This is a genomic window from Streptomyces sp. DT224 (assembly GCF_049844595.1).
In the GTDB taxonomy this organism is placed as follows: domain Bacteria; phylum Actinomycetota; class Actinomycetes; order Streptomycetales; family Streptomycetaceae; genus Streptomyces.
On the sequence record NZ_JBNCLI010000002.1, the window covers coordinates 87,448 to 106,413 of the forward strand.

The window sequence follows — 18,966 nt, forward strand, 5'->3', positions numbered from 1 at the left end:
GTGGGGATGGTTCACTCCCTAGTTTTCCCTTAAGCGGTTACGCGACCGTAGCCTTTGGCATACCAAGTGCTACGGTCCTGTGGTGATGACTCAAGCGAGCGACGACGCCGGAGCCTCGCACGCCGACCGTGCCGAGCGGACGATCCGCGCGGGCATCCTCTCCGGCGCGCACCCGCCGGGCTCACGGCTGCGCGAACGCGAGCTCTCCGAGAGCCTGGGCGTCTCGCGCATCCCGGTCCGCGAGGCGCTCACCCGGCTGACCGGCGAGGGCCTGGTCGTCATGTCCCCGCGCCGGGGCGCCTCCGTACGCGACCTCTCGCTGCGGGACGTCGCCGAACTCTTCGACCTCCGCCTCAGCCTGGAGGTCTTCGCCGCCCGCCGGGCCGCCGAAGCGTGTGCGGCCGGGGGAGACGAGGAGGCGTTGCGGGCGGCGATGGAGGCGGCGGAGGCCGCCACCGCGCGGGGCGACGCGGCGGAGATCCCGGCGGCCAACACCGCCCTGCACGCGGAGATCGTCGCGATGACCGGCAACCGGCTGCTCCGGGACGCGCTGCAGCCCTCGCTCGGACTGGTCCAGTGGCTGTTCAGCCTCACCGGAGGCCGCGACCCGCACGTCCAGTGCGCCGAGCACCGGGACATCTGCGCGGCGATCCACGCGGGCAAGCCGGACCTGGCCGCGGCACTCGCGTACGCGCACATCGAACGGGGGAGGGAGCCGTCCCTGACGGCGTTGGCGGGAGTCCTCCCGCCCGAGTGAGAGCACCCCCTCCTCCACCACCACACACCCGCACAGGAGAAGCGCCACATGCTGATCAGCGACGTCCGTCCGTGGGGCGGAGAGCCCAGTGACCTCACCGTCGAGGACGGGGTGATCACCGCGATCACCGCGCACGACCCGGCCCGCGCGACCACACAGGACACGGTGGCCGGGCGTGGACGGCTCGCCCTGCCGTCGCTCTCGGATGTCCACTGCCACCTGGACTCCACGCGCCTGGGCCTGCCGTTCCGCCCGCACACGGGCGCCCCCGGCGTCTGGGGCATGATGATGAACGACCGCGAGCACTGGCGCGAGGACGAGTGGGACGTCGCCCGCCGGGCCACGTACACCCTGGGCCGCATGATCGAGCGCGGCACCACCCGCGTGCGGAGTTACGCGCAGATCGACGCGGACTGCGGCCTTGAGCGGTTCGAGGGCGTCCTCGCGGCGAAGGAGGCGCACGCCGGGCGGTGCGAGGTCGAGATCATGGCGTTCCCGCAGGCCGGCCTCCTCCGCGAGAAGGGCGTACCGGAACTGATGGACCGGGCCCTGTCCTCCGGCGCCGCCGTGGTCGGCGGCATCGACCCGTGCACCCTGGACCGCGACCCCGTACGCCACCTCGACATCCTCTTCGGCCTCGCCGAGCGCCACCACGCGCCGGTCGACATCCACCTCCACGAGCCGGGCGCCCTCGGCGTGTTCAGCGTCGACCTGATCCTGGAGCGCGTGCGCGCCCTGGACATGGCCGGCCGGGTGACGATCTCGCACGCCTACGACCTGGGCTCGGTGAACGAGGCGACGACGCGCCGCCTGATCGAGGAGTTCGCCGAACTGGACATCGCGATGGCGACCGTGGCACCCGCCCGGCACCACTCCCTGCCCCTGGCCGACCTGACCGCCGCGGGCGTCCGGGTGGGCCTGGGCGAGGACGGCCAGCGCGACTTCTGGTCCCCGTACGGCAACGGCGACATGCTGGACCGCACCTGGCAGCTGGCCTTCACGAACGGCTACCGCGCGGACGCCCTGATCGAACACTGCGTGGCCGTGGCCACCATGGGCGGCGCCTCGATCCTCCGGAACGGCCCCGCCCGCCTGACCTCCACTGCGGACCGCCCGGGCGTGACGGTGGGCGCGAGGGCGGACCTGCTCCTGCTGGAGGGCGAGACGGTGACATCGGCGGTGATGGACCGCCCCGAGGACCGCACGGTGCTGCACGAGGGCCGCGTGGTCGCGGACGGCCTGATCCTCAGCCCCGCCGGCGTCTGAAGCGCGGGGCCCGGGGCACAGCCCCGAATCCACCCCGCCGCAGGATTTCAGCTCCTCGGGCGCTTGAGGAGCGGGGCCGGGGGCAGGGCCCCGAAACCGCCCCGCCGCAGGATCCAGCCCCGCCGGCGTTTGAGGAGCGGGGCCGGGGGCGGAGCCCCGAATCCACCCCGCCGCAGGATTTCAGCTCCTCGGGCGCTTGAGGAGCGGGGCCGGGGGCAGGGCCCCGAAACCGCCCCGCCGCACGATCCAGCCCCGCCGGCGTTTGAGGCGCGGGGCCCGGGGCGGAGCCCCGGTTACGGGAAGGGGCGGGGTGGGGAACAAGCCCGCCGCAGGCGCACCCCACCCGCACCCCGCCCCGCCCCCTACTCGCCCTTCAACAACCCCGCCCGCCGCAACGCGTCAGCCATCGCCCCGTCACCGCTCGAAGCGGCCGAAGGCCGCCCCGCACCGCGCGACGACGACCCGCCACCGCGGCCTCCACCCCCGCCTCCCTGCCGAGGCCGAGGCGGCCGCCCACCCCGCTCACCCCCCGACGAAGCACCGCGGCCACCGGCCGCCCCCGCACCGGCCCCCGCCTCGTCGTCCAACCGCAAGGTCAACGAGATCCGCTTCCGCGGGATGTCGACCTCCCTCACCTTCACCCGCACCACATCCCCCGGCTTCACCACATCCCGGGGGTCCTTCACGAACGACCGCGACATCGCCGACACGTGCACCAGCCCGTCCTGATGCACCCCGATGTCCACGAACGCCCCGAACGCGGCGACGTTCGTCACGACGCCCTCCAGCACCATCCCGGACTCCAGGTCGCCGATCTTCTCGACGCCCTCCTTGAAGGTGGCGGTCTTGAAGGCGGGGCGCGGGTCGCGGCCCGGCTTCTCCAGCTCCTTGAGGATGTCGCTCACCGTCGGCAGCCCGAACTTCTCGGACACGAAGTCGTCGGCCCGCAACGACCGCAGCACCCCCGTGTTGCCGATCAGCGCGGCCACGTCCCCGCCGGTCTTCTTCACCATCGCCCGCACCACCGGATACGCCTCCGGGTGCACGCTCGACGCGTCGAGCGGGTCGTCGCCGCGGATCCGGAGGAAGCCCGCGCACTGCTCGTACGCCTTCGGACCCAGCCGGGCCACGTCCTTCAGGCTCCGGCGGGACCGGAACGGCCCGTTCGCGTCGCGGTGCGCCACGATGTTCTCGGCGAGCCCCGAGCCGATGCCGGAGACCCGGGAGAGCAGTGGCGCGGACGCGGTGTTGACGTCGACGCCGACACCGTTCACGCAGTCCTCGACGACCGCGTCCAGCGAGCGCGAGAGCTTCACCTCGGACAGGTCGTGCTGGTACTGCCCGACACCGATCGACTTGGGGTCGATCTTCACCAGCTCGGCCAGCGGGTCCTGGAGCCGCCGCGCGATCGAGACCGCACCGCGCAACGACACGTCCATGTCGGGGAGTTCCTGCGAGGCGAACGCCGAGGCCGAGTACACGGAGGCGCCCGCCTCCGAGACCATCACCTTGGTCAGCTTCAGCTCCGGATGCCTCGCGCACAGCTCACCGGCCAGCTTGTCCGTCTCCCGGGACGCCGTGCCGTTGCCGATGGCGATCAGCTCGACCCGGTGCTCCCGGGCCAGCCGCTCCAGCGTGGCGAGCGACTGGTCCCACTTGTTGGCCGGAACGTGCGGGTGGATGACGTCGGTCGCGACGACCTTGCCGGTCGCGTCCACCACGGCGACCTTCACCCCGGTACGGAAACCGGGGTCGAGCCCCAGCGTGGCCCGCGTCCCGGCCGGCGCGGCGAGCAGCAGATCGCGCAGGTTCGACGCGAAGACGCGTACCGCCTCGTCCTCCGCCGCCGTACGCAGCCGCAGCCGCAGGTCGATGCCGAGGTGCACCAGGATCCGGGTCCGCCAGGCCCACCGCACCGTGTCGGCCAGCCACTTGTCGCCGGGGCGCCCCCGGTCGTTCACGCCGAAGCGCCGGGCGACCATGTTCTCGTACGAGGACGGACCGGGGGCCTCGGACGGCTCCTCCGGCTCCAGGACCAGGTCGAGCACGTCCTCCTTCTCGCCCCGGAGCATCGCGAGGACCCGGTGCGAGGGCAGTGCGGTGAACGGCTCGGCGAAGTCGAAGTAGTCCGCGAACTTGGCACCCGCCTCCTCCTTGCCGTCCCGCACCCGGGCCACCAGCCGCCCGCGCGTCCACATGCGCTCGCGCAGCTCGCCGATGAGGTCGGCGTCCTCCGAGAAGCGCTCGGTCAGGATGGCGCGGGCGCCCTCCAGCGCCGCCGCCGGGTCCGCCACGCCCTTGTCCGCGTCCACGTAGGCCGCCGCGGCGGCGAGCGGATCGACCGACGGGTCGTCGAGCAGGCCGGAGGCGAGCGGTTCGAGACCGGCCTCCCGGGCGATCTGCGCCTTCGTCCGCCGCTTCGGCTTGAAGGGGAGGTAGATGTCCTCCAGGCGCGCCTTCGTGTCGGCGGCCCGGATCCGAGCCTCCAGCGCCTCGTCCAGCTTGCCCTGCTCCCGTACGGATTCGAGGACCGCCGTCCGGCGCTCCTCCAGCTCCCGCAGATACCGCAGCCGTTCCTCGAGCGTGCGCAGCTGCGCGTCGTCGAGCATCTCGGTCGCTTCCTTGCGGTAGCGCGCGATGAACGGCACGGTGGACCCGCCGTCGAGCAGCTCGACGGCCGCCCTCACCTGCCGCTCGCGTACGCCGAGCTCCTCGGCGATCCTGCCTTCGATGGACGTCGTCACGGTTCTACCGACTCGCCTTCTCCTGCTGGCTGTGCTGGTCGGGCCCCGGGCCGCCGCGGGGGCGGTCCCGGAGTCACACGTCCTGCATTGTGCCGGGTGGCCGGGTGCCGTGTCGCCCGGCCACCCCAGGGAGCGGTCCGCGGTTTCAGAGGGTCAGCCCGTCGCGCTCGCCGGGAAGGCGCCCGCCGCCGCGGCCGTGGCGAGGAAGCCGCGCCCCAGCTCGGTCAGCCGGGCCACGCCCGGTCCGCCCAGGTGCTCGTACGGGCCCAGGTCCATCCGGTCCGTGGTCTCCTCCAGCTCCGTGCGCAGTGCGGCGCCCTCCTCGGTCAGCTCGCCCTCCGCCGTGAGCAGCCCGCGCCACCGCAGCCGCTCCGACGCGTCCTCCCAGTCGGTGCGCCGCCAGCCCCGGCTGGACAGAAGCCAGCGGATCGCCATGCCCTTCCCGGTCGCGGTGTGGCTGACCAGCGCTTCGAGCGGGTCGAGCTCGGCGGTGAGGAGCGCGGCGAGATGGGCGTCGCCCCGGTGCTCGCGGAGCAGCGCCGCCGCGTGCCAGTACGCCAGGTGCGGTTCGTCGGGCACCGGCAGGCCGGCGTGCGCCGCGTACAGCGGCCGGGCGTGCCGGGTGCAGCCCTCCGTGGCGCGCAGGGCGAGCTGCGCGGCCTCGGCCATCTCGGGGGAGGCGATGATCTCCTCGCCGAGCAGCCGGCGCAGTGTCGCGTCGGCGGCGCGCAGCCGCGCGTCCAGGACCCTCGCGGGCGAGGCGATGTCCCAGACCGCGGGCACGTGCCGGGCCACGAGCGCGTGGTTGAAGTTGTAGAAGGTCGCGGTCACGGTCTCCGCCCCCACCGCGCCCATCGCCGCGGCGCGGGTGGCGAAGTAGGCGGCGATGGGGTCGTCTATCCCGATCCCGCCGAGCTCCTTGCCGAGATCGGGGGAGAAGTAGAGCGACGAGTGCAGCGGGTTCAGGGCGTTGTGGCAACGCCGCCCGGCGCGGGGCGGGAGAGTACTCATACCCGCACGTTACCGACTGGTCGGTACGGGCCGGAACCCCCTGGCCCCCGTGAGCTGCGCCGCAGCCGGCCGTGGCAGGAAAGGTGGGGAACCCGTCATTGCCGCCATCCCGGGGGCCGCCCAGGATGGCGGACATGAAGCAGCGATCCGTGCTCGTCGTCCTCTTCGACGGCATCCAGAGCCTCGACGTCACCGGCCCCATGGAGGTCTTCGCCGGGGCGTCGCTCTCCCCGGACATCTCGTACGAGCTGCGCACCGCCTCGCTGGACGGCGCCCCGGTCCGCACGTCGTGCGGCCTCACCCTGGTCCCCGACGGCAGCCTCGCCGACGCGCCGGCGCCTCACACCCTCCTCGTCCCCGGCGGCGGAGGCACCCGTGCCCCCGACCCCGCGCTCGTCCACTGGCTGCGCGCGCACGGTCCGCTGCCGGAGCGGCTGGTCTCCGTGTGCAGCGGGGCGCTGCTGCTCGCGGCGGCCGGACAGCTGGACGGGCACCGTGCGACGACGCACTGGAACGTCTGCGAGAAGCTGGCCCGCGAGCACCCGGCCGTCGAGGTCGACCCCGATCCGATCTTCGTACGGGACGGCAGGCTCGCCACCTCCGCCGGGGTCACCGCGGGCATCGACCTCGCGCTGGCCCTGGTCGAGGAGGACCACGGACGGGACGTCGCCCTGACGGTCGCCCGGCATCTGGTCGTCTTCCTGCGCAGGCCGGGCGGCCAGTCCCAGTTCAGCGCCCAGCTCAGCGCCCAGACGGCGCGCCGGGAACCACTGCGCGAGGTGCAGCACTGGATCACCGAGCACCCCGCCGCCGACCTCTCCGTCGAGGCCCTGGCCGTCCGGGCCCGCCTCTCGCCCCGCCACTTCGCCCGCGCCTTCCAGGCCGAGACGGGGACCACGCCCGGCCGGTACGTCGACCGGGTCCGCCTCGAACACGCCCGCCGGCTCCTGGAGGACACCACCGACGGGGTCGCCGGGATCGCCCGCAGCTGCGGCTACGGCACTCCGGAGGCGATGCGCCGGGCCTTCGTCAAGGCGCTCGGCGCGGGCCCGGCCGAATACCGCCGCCGCTTCGGCACCACCCACCACTCCTGACCCACCCGAGAAACAGGGGAGCCCCCATGCAGATCGCCATCGTCCTCTTCGACCGCTTCACCGCACTGGACGCCGTCGGAACCTACGAGATCCTGTCCCGCACCCCGGGCGCCGAGACGGTCTTCGTCGCCGAGCGGGCGGGTGCCGTACGCAACGACAACGACAGCCTCGACCTGGTCGCGCACCGGACGTTCGACGAGGTCCCCGCCCCCGACCTGGTGATCGTCCCCGGCGGTCCCGGCCAGCACCACCAGATGGGGAACGAGAACCTGCTCGGCTGGCTGCGCCGTGTGGACGGGACCACCACCTGGACGACCTCCGTCTGCAGCGGATCGCTGCTGCTGGCGGCCGCGGGGCTCCTGAAGGGGCGGCGCGCCACCTCGCACTGGCTGGCGCTCGACCAGCTCAGGGACCACGGGGCCGAGCCCACCGGCGAACGCGTGGTCTTCGACGGCAAGTACGTCACCGCGGCCGGTGTCTCGTCCGGCATCGACATGGGCCTCACCCTGCTCGGCCGCATCGCCGGCGACCGCACCGCGCAGGCCGTACAGCTCCTGACGGAGTACGACCCCCAGCCGCCCTACGACGCCGGATCGCCGGACAAGGCTCCGGCCGGCCTCGTCGAGGAGTGGCGGGGCCGGAGCCGCTTCATCCTGCGGTAGGCGCCCAGGTGAAGCGGGGCGCGCGGCGTTCCAGGAAGGCCGCGACGCCCTCCGCGGTGTCGCCGCAGCCCCGTGCCTGCCCGGCCCAGTGCTCGTCCCGGTCCTCGCGCCCGGCCGCGAACTCCTTGGCGGCGGCCTGGGTCAGCCGGGACCGGGACACCAGGGTGCGTGCGTAGGCGGCGACCCGCTCGTCCAGCCCGTCGGCCGGCAGCACCTCGTCCACCAGGCCCGTCCGCAGTGCCCGCTCCGTGTCGATCAGCTCACCGGAGAACAGCAGGTGCTTGGCCGTCGCGGGCCCCGTGAGGGCGACCAGCCGGCGGGTGGACGACGCGGGGTAGACGATCCCCAGCTTGGCCGGGGTCACCCCGAACAGGGCCCCCTCCGCCGCGAAGCGCAGATCACAGGCGGCGGCGAGCTGGCTCCCGCCGCCCACGCAGTAGCCGCGCACCGCCGCGAGCGTCGGCAGCGGGAACCCGGCCAGCGCCTCCTCGGCCGCCACGGCCAGGCTCTGCGGATCGCTCCCGGGGTCCCGGAGCGAGGAGATGTCGGCGCCTGCGCAGAAGGTGTCGCCCGCGCCCGTCAGGACCAGGGCGCCGACGGAGGAATCGCCCGCCAGTTCGTCGAGCAGGACCGGCAGGGCCTCCCACATCGCGGCCGTCATCGCGTTGCGCTTGGCGGGGTTGCTGATGACGACGGTGGCGACTCCGTCCGCGACGGTGTGCGCCAACCGGGGTTCCGTACGGTCCATGGCCGGATGCTATCCGCGGTGTTCGAACCTACGATCAGCAAGGGGGCGCGAAACAGGCACGCACCCGAGGAGCCCCACGTGGACGGTCCCGAACACGAAGGCAGGAAGCTCCACCGCAGTTTCAGCGGTCTGGCCCTGCTCGGCATCCTGCTCGTCGTCGCCGGCCTGGTCGGGCTCGTCTACACCGGCGTCGCGACGCTCACCTCGATGATCCTCTTCGGCTGGCTGCTGCTCGTCGGCGGTCTGGTCGGACTGCTGCACGCCATCCAGTCGCGCGGTACCAGCTACTTCTGGCTGGGCGTCGTGGTGGCCGCGCTCAACATCGCCGCCGGGCTCGTCGTCATCCGCCATCCGCACGGCACCGCCGAGGCGCTGACCATGTTCGCCGCGCTGCTCTTCCTGACCGGCGGGGTCTTCCGGCTCGTCGGCAGCGTCGTGGTGCGCGGACCGCAGTTCGGGTGGACCCTGCTCCAAGGCGCGTTCGGGCTGCTCCTCGGCCTGCTCGTCCTCTTCGACTGGCCGCACAGCAGCCTCTACGTCCTCGGCTGCTTCTTCTCGCTGGCCCTGCTCTTCGACGGGCTCGGGCTCATCGCCTTCGGTATCGGCGGCCGGCGGATCGTCTCGATGGTCTCCGAGCAGATGACGTCAGGAGCGGACAAGGGAGAAGGAACGGACCCGCTCACCCCGGAAGGTCAGAAGCGGTCTGAAAACTGACACTCTCGCGCGAATGAAGTCGAGTTCGCTCAATAGGAATCGACTTCTGTTCAGTAGCACGGACCGGAGCAACCTCGCCCGCCACCCTGTACTCGACGTGAAGTCACTACGAGTGGAGAGCGGGTACCGGACTATGGAGAGCCGCGGGAGTGTCCCCGCCCGGCCCGTGCCGTACGAAGGGGTCTGGCGGTTCACCGCCCCGGCCTCGGACGTCTCCGTACCCCAGGCCCGGCACGCCGTGCGTGATCTGCTGAAGCGCCAGAACGTGCCGATCGAGGACGACATCACCCAGGGCCTGCTGCTCATCGTCTCCGAGCTGGTCACCAACGCCGTCAAGCACGCGGCGCTGCTCTCGCCCGAGCTCGCCGTGGAGGTCGCCGTGGGCGCGGACTGGGTCAGGGTGTCCGTCGAGGACAACCACCCGTACCGCCCGACCGCGCTGGAGACCGACTACGCGCAGACCGGCGGCCGGGGCCTGCTGCTGGTCCGCGAGATCACCCGGGAAGCGGGCGGCACCTGCGACGTCGAGCACACCGCGGGCGGCGGCAAGGTAATCTGGGCGGCCCTGCCGCTGAGCACCGCCCTCTGACCTCTCCGCGGACCTACCAGCCGGCGCCGTCCCCGGTCAGCTCGCGGATCGCCGGGCGCGCGGCGTCCAGCACGGTCATGAACCACGCGGAGAACGGCTCACGGCCGTGCCGCTCGGCCAGCTCCGCCGCCGTCACGAAGGCCGTCCCGCCGACCTCCTCCGGATCGGGCCGCGGCCGCTCCTGCGCAAGCCCCACGAAGAGGTGGTTGAACTCCTGCTCCACCAGGCCCGACGCCGGGTCCGGGTGGTTGTAGCGGACGGTGCCCGCCTCGGCCAGCAGCGAGGGCGAGATCCCCAGCTCCTCGTGCGTACGCCGGGCGGCGGCGGCGAACGGCGCCTCACCCGGGTAGGGGTGGCCGCAGCACGTGTTGGACCAGACACCGGGGGAGTGGTACTTGCCCAGGGCGCGCTGCTGGAGCAGCAGACGGCCCTGCTCGTCGAAGAGGAACACGGAGAACGCGCGGTGCAGCCGGCCGGGCGCCTGATGGGCGGAGAGCTTCTCCGCCGTGCCGATGGTGGTGCCGTTCTCGTCGACCAGTTCGAGCATGATCGCTTCCGCTGTGCCGTTCGACGAGGTGTTCGCCGCGGTGACTGGTGTGGTCGGCATACCCATCCTTCGCTGTGGTCCCGGCCCCGTGCAGCCGGTCCCGTCGAGTCTGCTCAAGTCTGCCGTACAAAAGCGGCTTGTCCGTACTCGAGGGCCTGGCATGTCCGCCCGCACACGTCCGCGAAACCCTACACCTCGGGCCGCGTCGGCCCGGGGCTCAGCGGCAGAGCCTCGCCTCGTGCTCCGCGTGCCCGCTGGGCTCCAGCTGGAAGGTGCAGTGCTCCACGTCGAAGTGGTCGCCGAGGCAGCCCTGGAGCTCGTGCAGCAGCTTCTCGTGACCGATCGAGTCGAGCAGGTCCTGCTGCACCACCACATGGGCCGAAAGCACCGGCATTCCCGAGGTGATCGTCCAGGCGTGCAGATCGTGGACGTCCAGCACGCCGGGCAGCGCCGTGATGTGGTCGCGCACCTCGCCCATGTCGACGCCCGGCGGCGCCGCCTCCAGGAGCACGTTCAGCGTCTCGCGCAGCAACCGCACCGTACGCGGGACGATCATGAGCCCGATGATCAGCGAGGCGACGGGGTCCGCCGCCTGCCATCCGGTCGCCATGACGATGCCCGCCGAGAGCAGCACGGTCACCGAGCCCAGCGTGTCCGCCAGTACCTCCAGATAGGCGCCGCGCACATTGAGGCTGTCCTGCTGCCCGCGCGTCAGCAGCGACAGCGACACCGCGTTCGCGACGAGACCCACCAGGGCGAAGGCGATCGTGAGCCCGCCCCGGGTCTGGGCCGGGTCGATGAAGCGCTGCACGGCCTCGACGAGCAGGTAACCGCCCACCCCGAGCAGCAGGCAGCAGTTGGCCAGGGCGGCCAGGATCTCCGCCCGGGCATAGCCGAAGGTGCGGTTCGGGCCGGCCGGCCGGTTGGCGAAATGGATCGCCAGCAGCGCCAGCCCCAGCCCCAGGGCGTCGGTCGCCATGTGGGCCGCGTCGGCGATCAGCGCCAGCGAGCCGGACAGCACGCCGCCGACGACCTCCATGACCGTCACGGCCAGAGTGATGCAGAGCGCGATGCGCAACCGCCCCTTGTGCGCGGCGGCCGCCGTGCCGGTGAGGGCCGGCCCGTGCGCGTGTCCGTGATCGTGCCCTGCCCCCATGGGGACGCCTCCCGGTCGTCTCGCTGACCCGGGCTTCCGGCCCGGGCCCTGCCAGTCAACTACGGGTGGGGGGTATCGGGCAACACGGCACTGAACACCGTTGTCATTGGCTCTGACCTGCGGAAACGTCTGCAGGTCAGAGCCCTGGCGCGGTGAGGAGCCACCCGGTTTTGTCAGGCGGGGCGGCCATCGACGATGATGATCGCGGGCGGAGCGCGTGGTCCGGCCCCGCCCGGAACGGGGCGCGAACGGGCAGTGAACTCGCGCTTCCGTTCATCCGATAGCCTCTGCCGACATGCCGCCGGCCGCTTCTGGCCGCACTGTCGCGTGCCGATCCGTGTCAGCACCCAAGGAGTGAGTTCGTCTGTCGACCGCCATTCTCACAGGTGCTCCGCTGCCCGGATCCTCGCTGGAGGACGATCTGCGGTCGCTGGGCTTCGACGTCCGGACAGCCGCCGACGTCACCGAAGCGGCCGCCCTGCTGGCCGCCGTCCCGGCAGCCCACCGCATCGCCCTGGTCGACCCCCGGTTCGTCGGCCACCGCCACGCCCTGCGGCTCGCCCTGACCGACCCCCGCTTCCCGGCGGCGGCCGTGCCCGGCGCCCTCACCGCACAGGCCGAGGCGCGTCCCGCCCTGGTCGGCGCCCTGCGCGCCACCACCGACGCGATCGGCGCCGGACAGCCCACGAGCGGCACCGCCACGGTCACCGACCGCACGGTGCCCGGCCGGCTCGCGGCGGCCATGGAGGCCGAGGGCACCCAGGTGCAGCGCCCCGAACTGGGCTCGCTCGTCGCCACCGTGCCCACCGACGAGACCGCCCGCGCCGCCGCCCGCTCGGACGTCGAGGCCGTGGACGACGAGGCGGTCCGGCTGCGCAGCGCGGTGAAGGCCCGCGACGGCTTCTTCACCACCCACTTCATCAGCCCGTACTCGCGCTACATCGCCCGCTGGTGCGCGCGCCGGGGGCTCACCCCGAACCAGGTCACCACCGCGTCCCTGCTCACCGCGCTGATAGCGGCCGGCTGCGCGGCCACCGGCACCCGGGGCGGGTACGTCGCGGCGGGCATCCTGCTGCTGTTCTCCTTCGTCCTGGACTGCACCGACGGGCAGCTCGCCCGCTACTCGCTCCAGTACTCCACGATGGGCGCCTGGCTGGACGCCACCTTCGACCGCGCCAAGGAGTACGCCTACTACGCGGGCCTCGCCCTCGGCGCGGCGCGCGGCGGCGACGACGTCTGGGCGCTGGCGCTCGGCGCGATGGTCCTCCAGTCCTGCCGCCACGTCATCGACTTCTCGTTCAACGAGGCCAACCACGACGCGGTGGCGAACAGCAGCCCCACGGCCGCCCTCTCCGACAAGCTCGACAGTGTCGGCTGGACGGTCTGGCTGCGGCGCATGATCGTGCTCCCGATCGGTGAGCGCTGGGCGATGATCGCCGTGCTCACCGCGGCCACCACCCCGCGCATCGTCTTCTACGCCCTGCTCGTCGGCTGCGCCTTCGCCGCCTGCTACACCACCGCGGGCCGCCTCCTGCGTTCCCTGACCCGCAAGGCCCGGCGCACCGACCGCGCCGCCCAGGCCCTCGCCGACCTCGCGGACTCCGGCCCGGTCGCCCAGCTGATCGCCGCCCGGGGCCCGAAGGCCGGCGGCGCCTGGACCGCCCCCGTGGTCGCCCTCGTCGGCACGGGGGCGCTGATCGCCGCCGCGCTCCAGCAGCCCTTCGGCAGCCGCCAGACGATCATCGCCGCCGCGTTCTACGCGATCTGCGCCGGCATAGCCGTGGCCCGCCCCCTCAAGGGCGCCCTCGACTGGCTCGTGCCCCCGGTCTTCCGGGCCGCCGAGTACTGCACGGTCCTGATCCTGGCCGCCCGCAGCGACATCGACGGGGCGCTCCCCGCGGCCTTCGGACTGGTCTCGGCCGTCGCCTACCATCACTACGACACGGTGTACCGCATCCGGGGCGGCACCGGCGCCCCGCCCCAGTGGCTGGTGCGGACGATCGGCGGACACGAGGGCCGGACCCTGGTCGTGGCCGTGCTCGCCGCCGCACTCACCGGGGCCTCCGGCTTCACGACGGCGCTCACCGTGCTCGCCGCGGCCGTGGCAGTGATCGTGCTGGTGGAGTCCATCCGCTTCTGGGTGTCCTCCGGGGCGCCCGCCGTTCACGACGAAGGAGAACCCGCATGATCGGCCTCGTACTGGCAGCCGGCGCAGGACGGCGCCTGCGCCCCTACACCGACACGCTGCCCAAGGCGCTCGTGCCGGTGGACGGCGACAGGACGGTCCTGGACCTCACGCTGGCCAACTTCGCCGGGATCGGGCTCACCGAGGTCGCGATCGTCGTCGGCTACCGCAAGGAGGCCGTCTACGCCCGCAAGGAGGAGCTGGAGGCCACGTACGGCCTGAAGCTCACCCTCGTGGACAACGACAAGGCCGAGGAGTGGAACAACGCCTACTCCCTGTGGTGCGCCCGTGACGTGCTGAAGCGCGGTGTGCTCCTCGCCAACGGCGACACCGTCCACCCGGTCTCCGTCGAGAAGACGCTGCTGGCCGCCCGCGGCGACGGCAGGAAGATCATCCTCGCCCTCGACACCGTGAAGAACCTCGCCGACGAGGAGATGAAGGTCGTCGCCGAGGACGGCGAGGGCGTGCGCCGGATCACCAAGCTGATGGACCCGGCCGAGGCCACCGGTGAGTACATCGGCGTCACCCTCATCGAGGCCGAGGCGGCCGAGGAGCTGGCCGACGCGCTGAAGGCCACCTTCGAGCGCGACCCGGACCTCTACTACGAGGACGGCTACCAGGAGCTCGTCAACCGCGGCTTCACCGTGGACGTAGCTCCCATCGGTGACGTGAGCTGGGTCGAGATCGACAACCACGACGACCTCGCGAAGGGACGGGAGATCGCGTGCCGGTACTGACCCGACTCATCCCGTCCCCGGTCTTCGTCGACATCAGCCGGGGTGCCATGCACGACCTGGCCGGCCTCCTCGCCGACCAGCGGATCTCCGCCTCCGGCAAGCTCGCCATCGCGATCAGCGGCGGCTCCGGGCTGGCCCTGCGCGAGAAGCTGGCCCCGGCCCTGCCGGGCGCCGACTGGTACTGCGTCGCCGGCGGCAACATCGACGCCGCGGTGCAGCTGGCCGACGACATCAAGGGCAAGCGCTACGACGCCGTGGTCGGCCTCGGCGGCGGCAAGATCATCGACGTGGCGAAGTACGCCGCGGCCCGGGTCGGCCTGCCGCTGGTCTCGGTCGCCACGAACCTCGCCCACGACGGCCTCTGCTCGCCCGTCGCCACCCTGGACAACGACAACGGCCGGGGCTCCTACGGCGTCCCCATGCCCATCGCCATGGTGATCGACCTGTCGGTGATCCGTACCGCCCCCGACCGTTTCGTACGGTCCGGTATCGGCGACGCGATCTCCAACATCTCCGCCATCGCCGACTGGGAGCTCTCGCACCAGGTCAACGGCGAGCAGATCGACGGGCTCGCCGCCGCCATGGCCCGTACCGCCGGCGAAGCCGTCCTGCGCCACCCCGGCACCGTCGCCGACGACGAGTTCCTCACCGTCCTCGCCGAGTCGCTGGTGCTCTCCGGCATCGCCATCTCGATCAGCGGCGACACCCGGCCCTCGTCCGGTGCCTGCCACGAGATCAGCCACGCGTTCGACCTGCTCTTCCCGAAGCGGGCCGCCAGCCACGGCGAGCAGGTCGGCCTCGGTGCCGCCTTCGCCATGCACCTGCGCGGCGCCGTGGACGAGTCGGGCCTCTTCGCCGACGTCCTGCGCAGGCACGGCCTGCCGGTCACGCCCGGGGAGATCGGCTTCACCGCCGACGAATTCGTCCAGGCCGTCGAGTACGCCCCCCAGACCCGCCCGGGCCGCTTCACGGTCCTGGAACACCTCAGCCTCTCCACCGACCAGATCAGGGACGCGTACGCCGACTATGCCAAGACCATCAGTAGCTGAACTCCGCCCGGTCGTTCACCCGCCGGGCGTCAAGGACCGGCGCAGCGGTGAACACTGGGCGGGCCGGATATACATGCGCGAGGTCTCCCTGCGCATCGACCGGTACCTGGTGAACACCAAGGTCACGCCCAACCAGCTGACCTACCTGATGACGCTGGCCGGTGTGCTGGCCGCTCCCGCGCTGCTCGTCCCGGGCATCTGGGGCGCGGTGCTCGGCGTCGTGATGGTCCAGCTCTACCTGCTGCTCGACTGCGTGGACGGCGAGATCGCGCGCTGGAAGAAGCAGTTCTCGCTCGGCGGCGTCTACCTGGACCGGGTCGGCGCCTACCTGTGCGACGCGGCCGTGCTCGTCGGCTTCGGCCTGCGCGCCGCGGACCTGTGGGGCACCGGCCGCATCGACTGGCTGTGGGCCTTCCTCGGCACGCTCGCCGCGCTCGGCGCGATCCTGATCAAGGCCGAGACGGACCTGGTCGGCGTCGCCCGCCACCAGGGCGGGCTGCCGCCGGTCAAGGAGTCCGCCTCCGAGCCCCGCTCCTCCGGCATGGCTTTTGCCCGCCGGGCCGCGGGCGCGCTCAAGTTCCACCGGCTCATCCTGTGCGTCGAGGCGTCCCTGGTCATCCTGGTCGCGGCCGTCCTGGACGAGGTGCGGGACGACTTCTTCTTCAGCCGTCTCGCGGTCGCGGTCCTGGCGGGCATCGCCCTGCTCCAGACCCTCCTGCACCTCGTGTCGGTCCTGGCGTCGAGCAGGCTGAAGTGAGTACACCCATGAAACTCGGCGCGGTCATCATCACCATGGGCAACCGCCCGGCCGAGCTGCGCGCCCTGCTCGATTCGGTCGCCGCCCAGGAGGGCGACCGGATCGAGGTGGTCGTCGTCGGCAACGGCTCGCCCGTCCCCGACGTCCCCCCGGGCGTCCGCACCGTCGAGCTGCCCGAGAACCTCGGCATCCCCGGCGGCCGGAACGTCGGCATCGAGGCGTTCGGGCCCTCCGGCGCCGACGTGGACGCCCTGCTCTTCCTGGACGACGACGGGCTGCTGCCCCTCACCGACACCGCGGAACTGTGCCGGAAGGCGTTCGCCGACGACCCCCGGCTCGGCATCATCAGCTTCCGCATCGCGGACCCGGAGACCGGGGTCACCCAGCGCCGGCACGTGCCGAGGCTGCGCGCGGCCGACCCGATGCGCTCGTCCCGCGTGACCACCTTCCTGGGCGGTGCCAACGCGGTGCGCACCCGGGTGCTGGCCGAGGTCGGCCCGCTGCCCGGCGACTTCTTCTACGCGCACGAGGAGACGGACCTCGCCTGGCGGGCGCTGGACGCCGGCTGGCTGATCGACTACCGCGCGGACATGGTGCTGCACCACCCCACCACGGCCCCGTCCCGCCATGCCGTCTACCACCGCATGGTGGCCCGCAACCGGGTCTGGCTGGCCCGGCGCAACCTCCCCGCGCCCCTCGTCCCGGTGTACCTCGGGGTGTGGATGCTGCTGACCCTGCTGCGCAGGCCGTCCGGCGAGGCGCTCAAGGCGTGGTTCGGCGGCTTCCGGGAGGGCTGGCGGACTCCCTGCGGACCGCGCCGCCCCATGAAGTGGCGTACGGTGTGGCGACTGACCAGGCTGGGCCGCCCTCCGGTCATCTGAGAGGCTCCCCTCTGGGAGCATGAGGCGTATTTTTCTTGTCGGGACCTGTCCGCCCTGAGCCGCGCCCGCGACTGGCTGCGCATTTCGAATACGAGAGTTTCTTCTGGTGAGTGACACAACCCATGGTGGGGCGGTTGCGGTGAGCAGCCCGCCATCAGCCGACGACGGTCTGAGCGCGGCCGAGCTGGCCGCGAAGTACGGCCTTGCGGTCAGCGGTGCCCGGCCCGGACTCCTCGAGTACGTGCGCCAGCTCCAGGGGCGGCGCCATTTCATCCTGGCGTTCTCCCGGGCCAAGCTGACCGCCCAGTACAGCCAGGCGAAGCTGGGCCAGCTGTGGCAGGTGGCGACCCCGCTCCTGAACGCGGCGGTCTACTTCCTCATCTTCGGGCTGATCCTCGGCACGAAGAAGGGGATACCGCAGGAGGTCTTCATCCCGTTCCTGGTGACCGGGGTGTTCGTCTTCACCTTCACGCAGAGCTCCGTGATGGCCGGCGTGCGCGCGATCTCCGGGAACCTCGGCCTGGTCAGGGCCCTGCACTTCCCGCGTGCCTCGCTGCCCATCTCCTTCTCGCTCCAGCAGCTCCAGCAGCTGCTGTACTCGATGATCGTGCTGGTCGCGGTCACGGTCGGATTCGGCAGTTACCCCCGGCTCTCCTGGCTGCTGGTGATCCCCGCCCTCGTGATGCAGTTCTTCTTCAACACCGGACTGGCGCTCGCCATGGCCAGGATGGGCGCCAAGACCCCCGACCTGGCACAGCTGATGCCGTTCGTCATGCGGACCTGGATGTACGCCTCCGGGGTCATGTTCTCCATCCCGGTGATGCTCGCGGACAAGCCGGCCTGGATCACCGACGTGCTCCAGTACAACCCGGCGGCCATCTACATGGACCTGGTCAGGTTCGCCCTGATCGACGGATACGGCTCCGAGAACCTGCCGGACCACGTCTGGGCGGTCGCCCTCGCCTGGTCGATCGCGGTGGGCATCGTGGGCTTCGTGTACTTCTGGAAGGCAGAGGAACGGTACGGCCGTGGCTGACGACAACACCGCGGGGCGCGTCCCCACCGTGATCGCCGACGACGTGCACATCGTGTACCGGGTCAACGGCGGCGGCGGTGGCAAGGGCAGCGCCACCGCCGCACTGAGCCGGATCATGCGCCGCGAGAAGGGCGAGGCGCGCGGGGTGCGCAAGGTGCACGCCGTGCGCGGAGTGACCTTCACCGCTTACCGGGGCGAGGCGATCGGGCTCATCGGGACGAACGGCTCCGGCAAGTCGACGCTGCTCCGCGCCATCGCGGGACTCCTGCCGACGGAGAGCGGCAGCGTCTACACGGACGGTCAGCCCTCGCTGCTCGGCGTCAACGCCGCGCTGATGAGCGATCTGACCGGCGAGCGCAACGTGGTGCTCGGCGGCCTCGCGATGGGCATGAGCCGCGAGGAGATCCGCGAGCGCTACGAGGACATCGTGGAGTTCTCCGGCATCAACGACAAGGGCGACTTCATCACCCTGCCGATGCGCACGTACTCCTCCGGCATGGCCGCCCGCCTCCGCTTCTCCATCGCGGCCGCCAAGAACCACGACGTCCTCATGATCGACGAGGCGCTGGCGACCGGTGACCGCAAGTTCCAGATCCGCTCCGAGGCGCGGATCCGGGAGTTGCGCAAGGAGGCCGGGACGGTCTTTCTGGTCAGCCACAGCAACAAGTCGATCCGGGACACCTGCAACCGGGTGCTGTGGCTGGAGAAGGGCGAGCTCCTGATGGACGGGCCGACCGAGGAGGTCCTGCGGGCCTATGAACGGGAGACCGGCAAGTAGGACGCCCCGCGTCGCACGGCACACGGCCTCCGCCGGACCTCTCCGGCGGAGGCCGTGCCATGTCCGCAACCTGGAGCGGAGTCCGTACATCCGCGCCTCGTCGTACGGCTGCCGTCGCGATCTCCTACCGCCGGATGACGTGAACGCGCCCCGGCGGGGGGAAAGTTGACGCGGGCCCCGGGGCCGGTGCCGCGCGGCCCGGACCCCGGCGTTTGGATGAGCGTTGTACGACGTAAGCTGTACCGGTGCTGATTC

At 72.0% G+C, this 18,966-nt stretch carries 18 protein-coding genes; 13 read left to right on the forward strand and 5 right to left on the reverse strand.

The window, feature by feature from the left end:
• Nucleotides 1-85 precede the first annotated feature (85 nt).
• On the forward strand, nucleotides 86-757 hold the full coding sequence (locus tag ACLQ2N_RS04215; RefSeq protein WP_425809140.1) for a GntR family transcriptional regulator: 672 nt from the start codon (nucleotides 86-88) through the stop codon (nucleotides 755-757).
• Nucleotides 758-805: 48 nt separating this feature from the next.
• The gene (locus tag ACLQ2N_RS04220) at nucleotides 806-2,023 is read left to right on the forward strand and encodes an amidohydrolase (RefSeq protein WP_425809142.1); all 1,218 of its coding nucleotides are present in this window, start codon (nucleotides 806-808) and stop codon (nucleotides 2,021-2,023) included.
• A gap of 362 nt (nucleotides 2,024-2,385) precedes the next feature.
• On the opposite strand, the gene ACLQ2N_RS04225 is transcribed toward ACLQ2N_RS04220, so the two are convergent.
• Complete coding sequence (locus ACLQ2N_RS04225) at nucleotides 2,386-4,767, reverse strand: Tex family protein (protein WP_425809144.1); 2,382 nt, start codon at nucleotides 4,765-4,767, stop codon at nucleotides 2,386-2,388.
• A 153-nt stretch (nucleotides 4,768-4,920) separates the two neighbouring features.
• Entirely contained in the window at nucleotides 4,921-5,778 is an 858-nt protein-coding gene (locus tag ACLQ2N_RS04230; RefSeq protein WP_425809146.1) for an SCO6745 family protein, read from the reverse strand.
• Between the two features lie 134 nt (nucleotides 5,779-5,912).
• Between ACLQ2N_RS04230 and ACLQ2N_RS04235 the strand changes: the two genes are divergently transcribed.
• A complete protein-coding gene (locus ACLQ2N_RS04235; protein ID WP_425809148.1) occupies nucleotides 5,913-6,872 on the forward strand; it encodes a GlxA family transcriptional regulator in 960 nt (319 codons plus the stop codon).
• A 26-nt stretch (nucleotides 6,873-6,898) separates the two neighbouring features.
• On the forward strand, nucleotides 6,899-7,534 hold the full coding sequence (locus ACLQ2N_RS04240; RefSeq protein WP_425809150.1) for a DJ-1/PfpI family protein: 636 nt from the start codon (nucleotides 6,899-6,901) through the stop codon (nucleotides 7,532-7,534).
• On the opposite strand, the gene ACLQ2N_RS04245 is transcribed toward ACLQ2N_RS04240, so the two are convergent.
• Nucleotides 7,521-8,282 (reverse strand): enoyl-CoA hydratase/isomerase family protein, encoded by a 762-nt coding sequence (locus tag ACLQ2N_RS04245; protein ID WP_425809152.1) that lies wholly within the window; start codon nucleotides 8,280-8,282, stop codon nucleotides 7,521-7,523. The genes ACLQ2N_RS04240 and ACLQ2N_RS04245 overlap by 14 nt on opposite strands.
• Before the next feature lie 78 nt (nucleotides 8,283-8,360).
• Here ACLQ2N_RS04245 and ACLQ2N_RS04250 point away from each other — a divergent pair, with 78 nt between their 5' ends.
• The gene (locus ACLQ2N_RS04250) at nucleotides 8,361-8,996 is read left to right on the forward strand and encodes an HdeD family acid-resistance protein (RefSeq protein WP_425809154.1); all 636 of its coding nucleotides are present in this window, start codon (nucleotides 8,361-8,363) and stop codon (nucleotides 8,994-8,996) included.
• A gap of 133 nt (nucleotides 8,997-9,129) precedes the next feature.
• Complete coding sequence (locus tag ACLQ2N_RS04255; RefSeq protein ID WP_425809156.1) at nucleotides 9,130-9,585, forward strand: ATP-binding protein; 456 nt, start codon at nucleotides 9,130-9,132, stop codon at nucleotides 9,583-9,585.
• 13 nt (nucleotides 9,586-9,598) lie between these two features.
• On the opposite strand, the gene idi is transcribed toward ACLQ2N_RS04255, so the two are convergent.
• Together idi and ACLQ2N_RS04265 are read right to left on the reverse strand one after the other, a co-directional pair.
• Complete coding sequence (gene idi / locus ACLQ2N_RS04260; protein ID WP_425809158.1) at nucleotides 9,599-10,192, reverse strand: isopentenyl-diphosphate Delta-isomerase; 594 nt, start codon at nucleotides 10,190-10,192, stop codon at nucleotides 9,599-9,601.
• Between the two features lie 157 nt (nucleotides 10,193-10,349).
• Nucleotides 10,350-11,288, reverse strand: a complete 939-nt coding sequence (locus ACLQ2N_RS04265; protein WP_425809160.1) for a cation diffusion facilitator family transporter — start codon at nucleotides 11,286-11,288, stop codon at nucleotides 10,350-10,352.
• A 409-nt stretch (nucleotides 11,289-11,697) separates the two neighbouring features.
• On the opposite strand from ACLQ2N_RS04265, the gene ACLQ2N_RS04270 reads away from it, so the two are divergent.
• The 7 genes from ACLQ2N_RS04270 (at nucleotide 11,698) to ACLQ2N_RS04300 (ending at nucleotide 18,711) form a co-directional block, all read left to right on the forward strand.
• Nucleotides 11,698-13,476, forward strand: a complete 1,779-nt coding sequence (locus tag ACLQ2N_RS04270; protein ID WP_425810195.1) for a DUF5941 domain-containing protein — start codon at nucleotides 11,698-11,700, stop codon at nucleotides 13,474-13,476.
• Complete coding sequence (locus tag ACLQ2N_RS04275) at nucleotides 13,473-14,210, forward strand: sugar phosphate nucleotidyltransferase (RefSeq protein WP_425809162.1); 738 nt, start codon at nucleotides 13,473-13,475, stop codon at nucleotides 14,208-14,210. The genes ACLQ2N_RS04270 and ACLQ2N_RS04275 overlap by 4 nt, the downstream gene beginning before the upstream one ends.
• Nucleotides 14,198-15,259, forward strand: a complete 1,062-nt coding sequence (locus ACLQ2N_RS04280; protein WP_425809164.1) for an iron-containing alcohol dehydrogenase family protein — start codon at nucleotides 14,198-14,200, stop codon at nucleotides 15,257-15,259. Before ACLQ2N_RS04275 ends, ACLQ2N_RS04280 begins: the two co-directional genes overlap by 13 nt.
• On the forward strand, nucleotides 15,237-16,016 hold the full coding sequence (locus ACLQ2N_RS04285) for a CDP-alcohol phosphatidyltransferase family protein (protein WP_073965688.1): 780 nt from the start codon (nucleotides 15,237-15,239) through the stop codon (nucleotides 16,014-16,016). The genes ACLQ2N_RS04280 and ACLQ2N_RS04285 overlap by 23 nt, the downstream gene beginning before the upstream one ends.
• An 8-nt stretch (nucleotides 16,017-16,024) precedes the next feature.
• On the forward strand, nucleotides 16,025-16,897 hold the full coding sequence (locus ACLQ2N_RS04290; RefSeq protein ID WP_018520227.1) for a glycosyltransferase family 2 protein: 873 nt from the start codon (nucleotides 16,025-16,027) through the stop codon (nucleotides 16,895-16,897).
• A gap of 106 nt (nucleotides 16,898-17,003) precedes the next feature.
• Nucleotides 17,004-17,933 (forward strand): ABC transporter permease, encoded by a 930-nt coding sequence (locus ACLQ2N_RS04295; RefSeq protein ID WP_425809166.1) that lies wholly within the window; start codon nucleotides 17,004-17,006, stop codon nucleotides 17,931-17,933.
• Nucleotides 17,926-18,711 carry an ABC transporter ATP-binding protein gene (locus ACLQ2N_RS04300; RefSeq protein WP_425809168.1) on the forward strand — a complete coding sequence of 262 codons (786 nt, stop codon included), beginning with the start codon at nucleotides 17,926-17,928 and terminating at the stop codon, nucleotides 18,709-18,711. The genes ACLQ2N_RS04295 and ACLQ2N_RS04300 overlap by 8 nt, the downstream gene beginning before the upstream one ends.
• The last annotated feature ends 255 nt before the right edge of the window (nucleotides 18,712-18,966 follow it).